The following is a 13,052-nucleotide window of genomic DNA, read 5'->3' on the forward strand; positions in this document are numbered from 1 at the left end:
CTAAACTAGGCTTGAGAGGTGATGGGATTGTCAGAATTTAACGCTTAAGTTGACACTCTCAATTATACAGGAACAAATATTAATATTGCGACGAATATTATACTATCAGAATCATGAAAGTCAGCATCATAATACCCACGCTTAACGAAAGCGAGCATATCGAAAATACATTGAAAAATTGGTTAAATCAAACATACAAAGATATAGAGATAATTATTGTTGACGGGGGCTCAACTGATGGGACTCTCGATATTATTCAAAAGCTCTCAAAAAAGCATCCAAACATTAAATTACTCATAAGAAAAAAAGCCTATCCGCCAGAAGCTAGAAATATTGGTGCTAAAGAGGCAAGTGGCGAAATTATAGCACTTATGGACGCAGATACTGGTGGTGTAAATGACAGATTCATCGAATATACAATTAAACATTTTAAAGATGCTGATGTTATTGGCGTAGATCCAAAATTCATACCCACTAAGGATACATGGGTTGAATCAGCTATTACTTATGGATGGGATCCTGATAAAACATTTACATTTTATATTCATCCTCGCTTGATGAGACGCACAGTATTTTTAGATCTGGGCGGGTTCCCTTTGGTGGGTGGAGAGGATAGGTTGCTAGGAAAGAAAGTAAACGAACTTCTTTGGACAACGTCTAAGAAAATCGTAATGGAACAGAGAGCAATCTGTTATTTTCACGTAACTCATACACTCAGAGAATTTTGGAAGGGGCAAAGATGGAAGGGCAGAGCATATCCGTATATGCTAAAAGCGACAGGCGATGAGCCATCTATGTACGCCGCAATATATCTTAATGCGGTAGTATCTTACAGTATATTTTTTGCGATTTTAATACCCATATCACTACTTTTTGTGATTGCTTTTGTTCCTCTAATAGCGTGTTTTTTATGGTATTTAGTACAGGGTATAAAACACTCAGCAGTTAAGATTTTCATGGCAAAATTTTTATTATATTTTATTGGCGGTTTTGCAAGAGGTATCGGTTTTGTAGAATCAATTGTGCGGAAGAAAAGGGCGCAGATTTGCGGATAGGTGATTTATTCAGTCAGTCAAACAAAAAAGATATATATTGGGTAAGGAATAATAGTAAATAGTTACAAACCGGTGTGAGATATGATAATAACAAGAACACCATCCCGAATAACTTTCGGAGGCGGAGGAACAGATTTACCGTCCTACTATTCTAAATACAGTGGATTCCTTGTAAGCGCTGCTGTTAATAAATACGTTTATATAAACCTTCACGATATTTTCATAGACAAAATTATTGCGCATTATTCAAAATCAGAAATGGTTAACAATGTAGACGAGCTGCGCCATCCCATAATAAGAGAAGCACTGAAATTAACAGGAGTTACTAAAAGGATAGAAGTGGGAAGCATGTCCGATATACCTGCAAGGGCTGGTTTAGGATCCTCAGGCAGTTTCACGGTCGGGCTGCTCAAAGCACTTCATATCTATAAAAAAGAACACATATTGCCTAATCAGCTCGCTGAAGAAGCGTGCAAAATAGAAATAGACATTTTGAAAGAGCCTGTCGGAAAGCAGGACCAATATATTGCTGCCTTTGGAGGAATAACCGCTTTTACCTTTAGTAAAGATGGGCATGTGACCGTTGTTCCTTTGAGATTGTCAAGCGATGTACTCCTAGATTTAGAAGAGAATTTACTGTTGTTTTTCACAGGTTTCTTAAGGAAGTCACATAGTGTATTAGAACACCAAGACATACTTACCAAGAGCGACGACGTGTCAATGATTAACTCATTACATGAAATTAAAAAAATAGGTATCGAATGCAAAAAAGCGTTAGAGCAGGGAAATACTGTCAAGTTCGGCGAACTTCTCGACATACATTGGCAGAGTAAAAAAGCAAGGTCTAAAGGCATGAGTAATCCAAAAATTGACAGGTGGTACGATATCGCAATGAAACACGGCGCAGTTGGTGGGAAACTTGTTGGCGGTGGCGGTGGTGGATTCTTAATGTTTTACGCTAAAGATAAAGATAAACTAAGGAAAGCAATGGCCGAACAGAAACTTTGCGAAGTAAGATTCTCATTCGATTTTGAAGGCTCAAAAGTTTTAGTTAGCAACTAATGAAAAAATATGAACGACAAAAAGATAACAGTATTCGGAACATGGCATTTAGGATGCGTGACTGCTGCTTGTCTAGCTGAATTAGGATATGAAGTTGTTGGCACGGATTTTGATGAGGAAATAGTAAATAAGCTATCTCATGGGCACCCGCCCATATTTGAACCGGGATTAGAAAACCTCATTAAGAAAAATATTAAGAAAAAAAATTTAATATTCTGTTTTGACAAAAAAGTTGCTTTAAATAGAGCAGATGTTATTTTTATAACTTTTGACACTAAAATTGACGAAGAGGATCGAGTTGATTTGGGTGATATTTACAAGGCAGTAGATGAAATTATAAAATATGCCAAGAGCTCTTCAATAATAATTATTAGCAGTCAGGTTCCAACAGGCACCTGTTCTAAAATAAGGGAACACATTCTTAAAAAAAATAAAACGCTAAAATTTGATATTTGTTACATGCCCGAAAATTTAAGGTTGGGGTCGGCCATAAACTCATTCCTTAAGCCGGATAGGATTGTTATAGGTGCAAATGATGAAAATACATTAAAAAGAGTGAAAAAACTATGTCAGCCCTTAAAATGTGAGATAGTTACAATGAGTACTGAAAGTGCTGAGATGACTAAACACGCCTTAAATGCGTATCTTGCAACATGTGTGAGTTTCATTAACGAGATATCCGACCTATGCGAGATATGTAATGCCTCTGCTTCAGATGTTGTAAAGGCGTTGAAATTAGATAGGCGGGTAAGTCCTTATGCACCGATTAATCCTGGCTTGGGTTTTTCAGGTGGAACTTTAGCAAGAGATATTCAGATACTGAGAGAGATCGGAGATTTAAATAAGTTTGATACAAAACTTCTTGACGCTGTTAAAGAAGTCAATGATAATAGAAAGCATTTTATTTTTAATAGAATTAATAGATTGTTTGGACATGTAACTTCGATTCAAATAGGCATTCTCGGATTGACCTACAAGCCCGGAACAAACACATTAAGAAGATCTTTATCTTTAGAGGTTGCAAGGGAGCTTCTCTCATATGGAGCAATAGTAAAAGCTTTTGACCCTAAGGTTCGTTCTCAAGTCCCTGAGCTACCGGAATTAAAAGTCTGCAAGAATGTCAACGAAGTTGCTAAAAATAGCGATGTGCTTGTATTAATTACAGAATGGCCTGAATTTAAAAAATTGCAACTTGAAAGAATAAAAGCGCTTATGAAAAAACCAATTTTTATTGACACCAAAAATTTTTTAAATCCAAAAAACTTTAGGAAATTACATTTTAGGTACATAGGCATTGGTGAAAAACATGAAGCTTAAAGACAAAGTTGCTATAATTACAGGTGCGAGCAGGGGAATCGGAAAATGTATTGCAGAGACTTTTGCAAGAGAGGGATGCAACTTAACAATAGTATCAAGAAACTTGAAGGAAATATGTAGTGTGGCTGATGAGTTGAAAAGGTATAATGTTGACATTTTGCCTTTAAAATGTGATGTTTCAAACTTTAATGATGTTGAAGAGATGACTAAAAAAACAATAGACCGTTTTAAGAGAATAGATATTTTAGTAAACAATGCTGGGATTTACGGGCCTTTGGGTAGTTTAGTTAATAACGATATCGAACTTTGGATGAAAACTATTAATATTAATTTATTAGGTACAGTTATGTGTACAAAATCAGTTCTTCCTTATATGATAGCAGCGAGAAAAGGCAAAATTATCAATCTATCTGGTGGTGGTGCAGGTGGACCACCAGTGCCTACATTTAGTGCCTATGGCACATCTAAAGACGCAGTTGTTAAATTTACTGAGATTATCTCAGAAGAAGTGAAGGACTACAATATCCAAATAAATTCAATAGCGCCTGGCGCTGTTAATACAAGGCTTCTAGATCAAGTGTTAGAAGCTGAAGATAAAATTGATAAAAAATTTTTAGAGAAAGCAAAAAAACAAAAAGAAACAGGTGGTACACCTCCAGAGAAAGCTGCACAACTTGCATTATATTTAGCTTCTGATGACTCAGATGGTATAACCGGCAAATTAATCAGTGCTGTTTGGGATGATTATCAGAATTTTAAAAATTCGTTAGATGAGATTAAATCAACTTCAATTTACACTCTAAGAAGAATTGATAATCTTAAATACAGAGAGGTTACCGAATGAATGTAGGAATAATAGGTGCGGGCTTGGTAGGTAATAAACGAGCTAGAGCATTATGCAACGAAAATCTTGTTGTCGTAGCAGATGTAAATGAAGACAGAGCTAAATCCCTTGCTGAAAAGCACAAATGTGATTACACTTCAGATTGGAAGGAGGTTGTAAAGAATGATAATATAGATATAGTGATAGTTTCTACACCAAATAAATATCTGGCTCCGATAACCGTTGAGGCAATAGAGAATGGCAAGCATGTACTTGTAGAAAAACCAGGCGCTACAACTCCGAAAGATCTAAAAAAGATGCAGGTCATCGCTGCAAAGCATAAGGTTAAAGTTAAAGTTGGATTCAATCACAGATTTCATCCAGCAGTGGTCAAGGCAAAAGAGATATTTGACAGAGGAGATGCGGGAGAACTTATGTTTCTCAGAGGCAGATATGGACATGGCGGCAGACTTGGCTATGATAAAGAATGGCGTGCAGATCCTGAGATTGCAGGTGGCGGCGAAATGCTCGACCAGGGGATACATCTTATAGACTTAGCTAGAATGTTTGCAGGAGATTTTGATAAAGCTGTCGGGTTTACTGAGACTATGTTCTGGAATATGCAAGTAGAAGATAACTGTTTTGCGCTTCTTAGAAATAAATCTGGAAAAATTGCTTTTTTGTCTGCAAGCTGGACGCAATGGAAAAATCTTTTCTCGTTTGAAGTCTTTGGAAAGACAGGACTGCTTGTTATTGATGGGCTGGGTGGAAGTTACGGCGAGGAGACATTAACGTTCTACAAAATGAAACCTGAATTAGGGATACCTGATAAATTTGTATATAAATGGGAAGAGGATAATTCGTGGGATTTGGAATTCAGAGAGTTCTGCTCTGCCATAAAAGAGGGTAGGGAACCTGTTGGCAACTTAGATGATGCGTATAAAGCAATGAAATTGGTTTTTGACATTTATAAATGGAGCAATAAATGGATGAGAAAATGAACATCGAAGAGCTGATAGAAAAATATTTTTCAGAAATGAAAGAGGTGATAGATAAAATATCGTGCAAGGATATAAACGAGATTGTAGAAGTGCTGTTTAGAGCTTGGAAAAACGATAGACATGTTTACATAATGGGCAATGGGGGCTCAGCGTCGACGGCAACTCATTTCATGTGCGATTTAATGAAAATGACTATTGTCGAAGGTAAAAAACGTGTTAAAGCAACAGCTCTTGTTGACAATATCCCTCTAGTAAGTGCACTCACAAACGATAACGGTTTTAGTGAAATTTATATTGAGCAATTGAAAAATGTGTTCAACAGAGGCGATGTTGTGATCGCAATAAGCGTTCATGGTGGCTCAGGCAGTGATAAAGCCGGGCTCTGGTCTCAGAATTTGCTTAAAGCGTTGCACTATGCAAAAGATAATAGCGGTGTAGCTATTGGATTAGCCGGTTTCGATGGTGGCGCTATGAAAAAATTAGCAGATTATTGTTTAGTTGTGCCCGCAAATTCTACGCCTCAAGTAGAATCGCTTCATGTAGCAATAACGCATTTGATATGTCTATGCCTGAAAAACAAAATCGAATCGGAAGAGTAAAAGCACTGTTCCTTGATAGAGACGGTGTGATAAACGAGTTGGTGTATTATGGTGATTTGGGCATAATAGATTCCCCTTTTACAGTAGAGCAGTTTAAACTTCTACCTAATGTTGCAAAAACACTAAGGATGGCAAATAAGCTCGGATTGAAAACTGTTATCGTTTCTAATCAACCTGGTGTGGCTAAAAAACATTTCTCGATTAAAACTTTAAGAGAAATGGATCGTAAAATGAAAATTGAGCTGGCGAAGGATGATGCACATATTGATGCTATATATTATTGCTTACATCATCCTGCAGGAAAAAACAGAAAGTATGCGATCAAATGTAACTGTAGAAAACCAAAACCAGGACTGATACTAAGAGCTGCCGATGAGTTAGGAATAGATTTGAAACACTCCTATATGATCGGTGATGAACTTACAGATATTAAGGCAGGCAAAACTGCTGGATGCAAAACAATTTTAATTGGCACACTAAAATGTCAATTTTGCAAAGAAATGGATAAAATAGGTGTTAGACCGGATTATATTGTTAAAGATTTATACGAAGGCATTAAATTTATAAAGAGGTTAGGAGATTACAAAGTGTGAGATAATGGAATTCTTCATTGATACGGCAAATATTGACGAAATAAGAAAAATAAAAGAGTGGGGCATAATTAGTGGTGTTACTACTAATCCTAAAATAATGTCTACAGAGAAAGAAAAAAATTATAGAAAGATAATTGAAGAAATCCTGCAGATAATAGACGGGCCCGTAAGTGTGGAAGTTACTACGAACGAATTTGATAAAATGATAGAAGAAGCAATGGAATATGCTAGCTGGCATAAGAATATTGTTATAAAAATTCCAATGAATGTTAATGGCGTAAAAGCCATGCATATACTCAAAAATGATAAAATCAAAATAAATGCTACCGTGATTGTATCGCCAGTCCAGGCGCTCGTCGCAGCAATGGCAGGTGCTACGTATGCAAGTATATTCTACGGTCGCGTTAAAGATTTAGGATATAATGCAGCGGCAGTCGTAAGTAGTGTGTCCTCTCTGTTTAAGCAACATAACTTCAAAACAAAAATAATTGTCGGTAGTGTAAGACACATGATGGACATATATGAGGCAGCAGCGGCTGGTGCAGATATAATCACTATCCCTACAAAGTTCTTTGAATTAATGGTATCTAATCCGCAAACAGACAAAACCATAGATGAGTTTTTACGCTCGTGGGCTGAATACAGACAAAAATAAAATTTTTTTCTACTTGCACACAATCATGCGCTCAAATCGTTTCAGACCTTCAACAGAACCAATTTCATAGAAGGGTGTATAAGTTTCAAAGGCAAGCAAATCCTTTTTCTCTATTAGTGTTTTAAAAACACTGTCAAGATGATAAAATTTATTTTGTGGAATCAGGCTCAAAACATCTTTTCTGAATGCCACCACCCCATAGTCTATGTACACCATCCCCTTTTTTTTATGCTCCTTATCGTAATCAATCACAAAATTATCTTTGACAATAGTGTTGCTCTTGTCATACTTATTATAATTTTTATAAACTACCATAAGTCCTGTTTTATTTGATCTTTTAAAATAGTTTTCTATTTCTCCAAAATCTATTGGAAGGTATACGTCGCCATACATAACGAAAAATTCTTTCTCCAAGTATTGCTCCGCATTTTTCAGTGCACCTGCTGTGCCGAGCAATTTTTTTTTCTCGATACTATAGGTTATACTCACACCAAATTTTTTCCCATTGCCAAAATAATTCATAATATGCTCAGATAAGTACCCCACGCACAATACAATCTTAGATATATTATTTCTTCTCAGCAAATCGATCTGATATTCAAGAAAAGGTTTATTATTTATTTTTATCATACCTTTCGGTATGTCTCTTGTCAAATCCCCAAGCCTCGTTCCCTTGCCGCCAGCTAAGATTACAGTTTGCATGCTACCTCAACGTTGGATAGTATATGATTATATAATAAAGTGCATAAATAAATAATTTATGTGGTAAAAAAGCAAGACTCAATAGCATTTTTTAGATTCGGCAAACTGAATTTACTATTAAGTATTCCACATATCTCGCTGGCGGAAAGAATTCCTATCGGCTTCTCCTTCAAAACTAAAATTTAAAATCCATGACTAGTTAAAAAATTACGTAATGCTTTTGCAGACCAGCCAGTTAGATGTTCCGGGGGATATAATGACTCTAAACCGTACTTTTTACGACCTTGCTCTACAGCCGCCCTATTAATATCAATACCTTTAACTTTGTAATCATACATCCCGACAGCAATCGATAAAAACTCGCCATAAAAACAACCAACATCTAACAATTTTCCTTCTTTTATAGGTGGTTTTCTAAGAAACTGTCCCCAACTCCATCTATCATAAAATGGGATTGCCATTCTAAGTAGGTTTGGGCCGGAAAATATTGGTGCAATTTTGTATGCTTTTTTTCCTCGTAACCCTCAACAGCCATCGCTCTCATCAGCCAACTAAATAGTACATCACATGCAGGACAATGATAAATATTATATTCTCCTTTAGTGGTAGGCCAATCTGTTTTAGCCTTAGTAATAAGGAGTTTCGGAGATATTATTTGGAGGCAGATAGGACATTCCATAAATTGACCCCTCTCGAGACACCCAAATAATCCTTATCTGTTTTCGCAATATATGTATTTTTATGCTAATTATTTCTATTTACCCTAAAATAATTTATGTGTATATTACCTTTCTATTACTGAGTTGAGTTAAATATGCGCGTAATGATAGATCTTAGATTCGAAATAATTGAGAAATATATAAAAGGCAAAGAAGTTCTTGATATCGGTTGTGTAGGAGACCCTAAAGATTTATTTTCGCAAGAATGGTCTTGGTTTCATGATAAGATTAGAGGTGCCGCGAAACAAGTTGTAGGAATAGATGTAAATAAAGAACTAATAGCTGAACTAAAGGATAAAGGCTATAATATTCATTATGGTAATGCCGAAGACCCGAATTTGAGTCTGGGCAGGAAATTCGATGTAGTAGTTGCTGGCGAGCTCATAGAGCATCTTTCAAATCAAGGTATTTTTTTGGAAAATGTAAAGAAGCATTTAAGGGAAAATGGGATCTTGATAATCTCCACGCCTAATGCGCGGGAAATAGCTTATCCTCTAAAAAGATTAATTAAAGGATCTGCAAACGAAGAAATGTGCATACCTGCTGTAAGGAGTCACCTGGGTTATCATACCCTAACCACGCTAACAAATTTGTTGAGAAGGCATGGCTTTTCAGTTATAGAATATAAATATGTAAATCTAGAACTTACAACTTTTGGTGGAAGAGTTCTTAATTTCATCACCAAATTCATTAAAGATTTCTCAAATACTATTGTAGTCGTTGCCCAACTAGCTAAAATTCAAAAGTAAAAAAGCCCCTCTATTAGTTACGTATTTAAACTCATTTGCCAATTACAAACAGTAGTTGCATGCTCTCCAGAAAATTCACGTTAATATTTACCGTTAATATCCTAAACGGCCTACTAGGTTATGTAGCGCTATTTTTTATAGCAAGATATATGGGGCCTGTACCATTAGGTATAATTGGATTTGCCCTAGGATTTATTGGGTTATTCTCTTTCTTAGCCGACCCGGGAATTGGATTAGCGCATACGAAAAGAGTATCTGAAGGAAAAGACCTTGCTACATGCATTGGAACGTTTCTTACAATTAAAATTATTTTAACCGGGATAATGATTTTATGTATATTTGGAGCAGTTGCTTTTTGGAAATTCGGGCTAGGAATGGGATTTGAGAGTATAGAGCAAGAAATCGCTCTATATATAATGGTTATTTATTTCGCGCTCACATCTATTTCTCTTACTTTTACATCGACATTTGACGCAAGACTAGAAACTGCAAAAAGCCAATCGTCCCAACTTGTAGCGACTATTGCTAGAATGATGTGTGTAGTGGTCGTTGCTTTAATAGGGTTTGGTACTATAGGACTTGCTTGGGCATATGTATGTGGTAGCATAGCTATGCTTTCTTATGCATTGTTTCTTTTCAGAAGTTATCCCATTGGCAAATTCAGCAAAGATTATCTCAAAAGTTATTTTCATTTTGCATTACCTGCATTTTTAGGAATCGTGGTGGGTGTAATTGCAGTAAATATTGACAGCGTAATGATACAACTTTTCTATGGCTCTACTGACGTAGGCTACTATTCAGGGGCTCGAAGAATCTCAGAGTTTTTGCTCCTGTTTTCAGGTGCAACCGGTCTCTTGCTATTCCCTGCTATGTCCGGTTTTCATGCAAAAAACAATATTCCAGAGCTCAGAAACTTAACGCATAGGTCAGAGCGCTATCTTTCTATGATAGTATCGCCGATTACAGTATTTACCATAATTCTTGCCTATCCAATTGTGCACGTATTACTAAGCGACCAATTCTTCCCGAGCGCTACTTTGTTGCGCCTCTTAGCAGTATTTGTGTTCATTATCACCTTAAGCCATCCATACACTGTCCAGTTCAGCAGCATTAACAAGCCCATAATATCGGCCAAGATTGGCGCTTTAAGTGCAATACTAAATATATGCTTGAACTTAATTTTCATACCTCAAAGCGTATTTGGATTTAGATTTCTCGGCTGGGGAGCACGCGGCGCAGCTTTTGCAACGATTATCGCGGCTTTCGCTGGCTTTTGTCTAACAAGAATTATTGTAAAAAGGCTTACAAGCACAAAATCAAATCCACGCATACTTTTGCATTTTATAGCTGCGTTTGTAATGGGTGCATTCCTAATCCTTCTTAATGCTATAATCTACGCAGAAAGATGGTATCATCTGGTTTTATTTGCGCTCGCAGGTTTTGGGATATACTTCTCAGTTCTCTATCTCTTGAACGAGTTTAAAAAAGAAGATTATCGGCTCTTTACAGAAACACTAAATCCTATTAAGATGATAAAATACATCAAAAGGGAATTGAAAGATTAACATCGAGAGAAAATATTTAAATAACCAGACACAATAATCATTATCAGAGCAGATGGATAATCAAAAATCTACTTGGTCGGATGAATTAATAAAGGAGTACTATTCCCAAAAAGGTTTTAGTAGTTATGGACAACGTGTATGGTATTTTAATTAGAGATATTTGTGCGATAGGATTAAAAATTTTAAGTTTTCTGGGCAGAAGAAGAACAACCTCTCAAGGATTTAATGTACATATCAATGAGATGACAGAGCGCGAGCTTGAAAATAAGTTAAAGTCACATGGATTTAGGATTATCGAGAAAGAGAGAACGATGCCACAATTCGGCAGCACGAAACTAGCGGAAACCTTTTTCGGTCCACTTGCATTTTTAGATTGGATACTACCGAAAAACATCTTATACTTTGGCTCGATAATGGTAATTGTAGCTGAATTGGAAAGAAAACGACGGAGCACGAAAAATGAAAGTTGGAGTACTTCAACATGATTTAGCATCCGTCGCTGGCGCTACAAGATTTACTTTTGTTTTAGGAAATGTATTAAAAGAAGTTGGCTACGAGATAGCATACGCTTGCGTGCGCGAAAATGTAAAAGAGTTAGAGAAAAAGTTCGGGTATAAATTTGATTTTCTAGTCTATAAGCTAAAGAAAATCTGGATAAAAGAAGTTTACGGGCCGTTGTTTGTAGGTGATATAGGAGCTTTAGTAAATTTCGTACCTGTTGTTAGAAAATTATGCAAAGAGTTTAAGCCTGACGTTATAATAGGAGTTGAGCCTTTAACGTGTTTCATTCCGCCTATATTTATGAATATTCCTACAATTTACCATTGCACATCGCCGGTAACAGGATATTTTGTTACGCAGCATCTTGAGAGCAAACACTATCGAGGTATTCATAGAGTCACATCTTTTCCGTACAGAAAGCTTGAAGAAATGATAGCTAAGAAGATTACAACTATTTGTTATACAAGCGAATGGGTTAAGAAAAAGCTTCCTTATCCATTCAATAAAGGTAGCGTTGTGTTATCTAATCCTGTAGACACGGATTTATTTAAGCCCTGCGAAAAAAAAGAAAATATTATTTTATGTGTACTCCGCTTTATGCCAGAAGCTCGTTACGGAAATATGATAGACGCATTTAAAAAACTTAAAAGAGATGATTTTTCACTGTATATTGTTGGCGGATTGGACAGTAGATATATCGATTATTATAAGTTTCTTGAAGGTAAAATAAAGAATTGCGAAAATATAAAACTACTCCCGAACGCAGATTTCGATACGTTATTGCAACTTTACCAAAGTGCGAAAATATTTTGGTATCCTATAAGTGCACAGTTTGGTATTGTATTGATAGAGGCACAAGCATGCGGATTGCCAATAATCGCAAGAGACCCTTATAAAACAGGACCTTCTGAGATTGTAGATAACGGTGTAAACGGTTTCATAGTTGATGATTTTGATAGGCTAGTCGAGAAAACAGTCCTGCTTTTGGATGACGAGAAAAAGCTTGGTCAAATGAGCAAAAATGCTAGGAAAAATGCTGTGGAAAATTACAGTATAGAAGCGTTCAAGAAAAAGGTTGTTAACCTGATTGAAAACTGTGTTAAAAAATAATTTTATTTTTTTACAGCAAATGCTCTGATATTTGTTGCCCTTAAAATTCTTCCTTTAGTAAGTATGTTACGAAGTCTCACGCCAAAATCCCTCAGTCCTATTTGAGGGAATCCAGGCAAATCGCAGCTTGAAAAACATTCAATTTTTAATATTGAAAAATCATTGTTCAAGAGCAAAGATCGGAGCGATTTTTTAGTGAAGGGTCTTATATGGGTGTAATCGTCCCAGAAATGTTTGTAATATGGCGTGGCTGTTTCTATAATTATTTTTCCACCTTTTTTCAAAATCCTTCTAAGCTCAGCCATAGTAGAGTCGGGATAAAGCAAGTGTTCTATTATATCCTTTGCGAGTAAACCATCGAAAGTTTCTGATTTTAAAGGTAATTTCGTAGCATTGCCTAAAATGTCTGCTCTGGAATATTTAGATGTGTCTATACCTATAACGTTTGGCAGATACTTCTTTAATAGATTATTACCACAACCTGCGTCAAGTACAAGTTTACAGTCCTTAAAAAATTCCATATATCTTCTTAGGAGTGTAGACGGTAAGAAGTCTTTTTCTTCAAAATAATGTTTGCCGAGCATTTTTTTCAGTACTTCTG

At 36.1% G+C, this 13,052-nt stretch carries 15 protein-coding genes; 12 read left to right on the forward strand and 3 right to left on the reverse strand.

The annotated features are described in order from the left end of the window. The first annotated feature begins 113 nt into the window (after positions 1-113). The 8 genes from QMD21_05545 to QMD21_05580 all read left to right on the forward strand — a co-directional run bounded on the left by QMD21_05545 (position 114) and on the right by QMD21_05580 (position 7,105). The gene (locus QMD21_05545; GenBank protein MDI6856227.1) at positions 114-1,055 is read left to right on the forward strand and encodes a glycosyltransferase; all 942 of its coding nucleotides are present in this window, start codon (positions 114-116) and stop codon (positions 1,053-1,055) included. A gap of 81 nt (positions 1,056-1,136) precedes the next feature. Then, entirely contained in the window at positions 1,137-2,117 is a 981-nt protein-coding gene (locus QMD21_05550; protein ID MDI6856228.1) for a galactokinase, read from the forward strand. Positions 2,118-2,126: 9 nt separating this feature from the next. Then, the gene (locus QMD21_05555) at positions 2,127-3,434 is read left to right on the forward strand and encodes a nucleotide sugar dehydrogenase (GenBank protein MDI6856229.1); all 1,308 of its coding nucleotides are present in this window, start codon (positions 2,127-2,129) and stop codon (positions 3,432-3,434) included. Beyond that, positions 3,424-4,278, forward strand: coding sequence for an SDR family oxidoreductase (locus tag QMD21_05560; protein MDI6856230.1), 855 nt, complete (start codon positions 3,424-3,426; stop codon positions 4,276-4,278). Before QMD21_05555 ends, QMD21_05560 begins: the two co-directional genes overlap by 11 nt. Beyond that, positions 4,275-5,258 carry a Gfo/Idh/MocA family oxidoreductase gene (locus QMD21_05565; protein MDI6856231.1) on the forward strand — a complete coding sequence of 328 codons (984 nt, stop codon included), beginning with the start codon at positions 4,275-4,277 and terminating at the stop codon, positions 5,256-5,258. The genes QMD21_05560 and QMD21_05565 overlap by 4 nt, the downstream gene beginning before the upstream one ends. Next, positions 5,243-5,857 carry an SIS domain-containing protein gene (locus QMD21_05570; protein ID MDI6856232.1) on the forward strand — a complete coding sequence of 205 codons (615 nt, stop codon included), beginning with the start codon at positions 5,243-5,245 and terminating at the stop codon, positions 5,855-5,857. Before QMD21_05565 ends, QMD21_05570 begins: the two co-directional genes overlap by 16 nt. Then, positions 5,824-6,450: an HAD family hydrolase gene (locus QMD21_05575; GenBank protein MDI6856233.1), complete on the forward strand. Its 627-nt coding sequence runs from the start codon at positions 5,824-5,826 to the stop codon at positions 6,448-6,450. Before QMD21_05570 ends, QMD21_05575 begins: the two co-directional genes overlap by 34 nt. A 4-nt stretch (positions 6,451-6,454) precedes the next feature. After that, entirely contained in the window at positions 6,455-7,105 is a 651-nt protein-coding gene (locus QMD21_05580) for a transaldolase family protein (GenBank protein ID MDI6856234.1), read from the forward strand. A gap of 9 nt (positions 7,106-7,114) precedes the next feature. Here QMD21_05580 and QMD21_05585 read toward each other — a convergent pair whose 3' ends face one another. Both QMD21_05585 and QMD21_05590 read right to left on the reverse strand, forming a co-directional pair. Then, on the reverse strand, positions 7,115-7,807 hold the full coding sequence (locus QMD21_05585) for a nucleotidyltransferase family protein (protein MDI6856235.1): 693 nt from the start codon (positions 7,805-7,807) through the stop codon (positions 7,115-7,117). A 182-nt stretch (positions 7,808-7,989) separates the two neighbouring features. Next, positions 7,990-8,268 carry a class I SAM-dependent methyltransferase gene (locus QMD21_05590; GenBank protein MDI6856236.1) on the reverse strand — a complete coding sequence of 93 codons (279 nt, stop codon included), beginning with the start codon at positions 8,266-8,268 and terminating at the stop codon, positions 7,990-7,992. A gap of 353 nt (positions 8,269-8,621) precedes the next feature. On the opposite strand from QMD21_05590, the gene QMD21_05595 reads away from it, so the two are divergent. The 4 genes from QMD21_05595 (at position 8,622) to QMD21_05610 (ending at position 12,451) form a co-directional block, all read left to right on the forward strand. Further along, positions 8,622-9,275 (forward strand): methyltransferase domain-containing protein, encoded by a 654-nt coding sequence (locus QMD21_05595; GenBank protein ID MDI6856237.1) that lies wholly within the window; start codon positions 8,622-8,624, stop codon positions 9,273-9,275. Between the two features lie 59 nt (positions 9,276-9,334). After that, positions 9,335-10,840, forward strand: coding sequence for an oligosaccharide flippase family protein (locus QMD21_05600; GenBank protein ID MDI6856238.1), 1,506 nt, complete (start codon positions 9,335-9,337; stop codon positions 10,838-10,840). A 125-nt stretch (positions 10,841-10,965) separates the two neighbouring features. Next, entirely contained in the window at positions 10,966-11,325 is a 360-nt protein-coding gene (locus tag QMD21_05605; GenBank protein ID MDI6856239.1) for a hypothetical protein, read from the forward strand. Continuing rightward, positions 11,300-12,451: a glycosyltransferase gene (locus tag QMD21_05610; GenBank protein ID MDI6856240.1), complete on the forward strand. Its 1,152-nt coding sequence runs from the start codon at positions 11,300-11,302 to the stop codon at positions 12,449-12,451. Before QMD21_05605 ends, QMD21_05610 begins: the two co-directional genes overlap by 26 nt. A 2-nt stretch (positions 12,452-12,453) precedes the next feature. Here QMD21_05610 and QMD21_05615 read toward each other — a convergent pair. Beyond that, positions 12,454-13,052 (reverse strand): class I SAM-dependent methyltransferase (locus QMD21_05615; GenBank protein MDI6856241.1); only part of this gene is annotated, 599 nt, incomplete at its 5' end.

The organism is Candidatus Thermoplasmatota archaeon (assembly GCA_030018475.1).
GTDB lineage: Archaea > Thermoplasmatota > JASEFT01 > JASEFT01 > JASEFT01 > JASEFT01.

Excerpts from the sequence above, each read along its gene's own strand:
- QMD21_05555 (MDI6856229.1), top strand. The coding sequence starts at position 2,127 with ATGAACGACAAAAAGATAACAGTATTCGGAACATGGCATTTAGGATGC.
- QMD21_05580 (MDI6856234.1), top strand. The coding sequence starts at position 6,455 with ATGGAATTCTTCATTGATACGGCAAATATTGACGAAATAAGAAAAATA.
- QMD21_05570 (MDI6856232.1), top strand. The coding sequence starts at position 5,243 with ATGGATGAGAAAATGAACATCGAAGAGCTGATAGAAAAATATTTTTCA.
- QMD21_05600 (MDI6856238.1), top strand. The coding sequence starts at position 9,335 with ATGCTCTCCAGAAAATTCACGTTAATATTTACCGTTAATATCCTAAAC.
- QMD21_05605 (MDI6856239.1), top strand. The coding sequence starts at position 10,966 with ATGGACAACGTGTATGGTATTTTAATTAGAGATATTTGTGCGATAGGA.
- QMD21_05590 (MDI6856236.1), bottom strand. The coding sequence starts at position 8,268 with ATGGCAATCCCATTTTATGATAGATGGAGTTGGGGACAGTTTCTTAGA.
- QMD21_05585 (MDI6856235.1), bottom strand. The coding sequence starts at position 7,807 with ATGCAAACTGTAATCTTAGCTGGCGGCAAGGGAACGAGGCTTGGGGAT.
- QMD21_05595 (MDI6856237.1), top strand. The coding sequence starts at position 8,622 with ATGCGCGTAATGATAGATCTTAGATTCGAAATAATTGAGAAATATATA.
- QMD21_05550 (MDI6856228.1), top strand. The coding sequence starts at position 1,137 with ATGATAATAACAAGAACACCATCCCGAATAACTTTCGGAGGCGGAGGA.
- QMD21_05610 (MDI6856240.1), top strand. The coding sequence starts at position 11,300 with ATGAAAGTTGGAGTACTTCAACATGATTTAGCATCCGTCGCTGGCGCT.
- QMD21_05545 (MDI6856227.1), top strand. The coding sequence starts at position 114 with ATGAAAGTCAGCATCATAATACCCACGCTTAACGAAAGCGAGCATATC.
- QMD21_05575 (MDI6856233.1), top strand. The coding sequence starts at position 5,824 with ATGCCTGAAAAACAAAATCGAATCGGAAGAGTAAAAGCACTGTTCCTT.
- QMD21_05565 (MDI6856231.1), top strand. The coding sequence starts at position 4,275 with ATGAATGTAGGAATAATAGGTGCGGGCTTGGTAGGTAATAAACGAGCT.
- QMD21_05560 (MDI6856230.1), top strand. The coding sequence starts at position 3,424 with ATGAAGCTTAAAGACAAAGTTGCTATAATTACAGGTGCGAGCAGGGGA.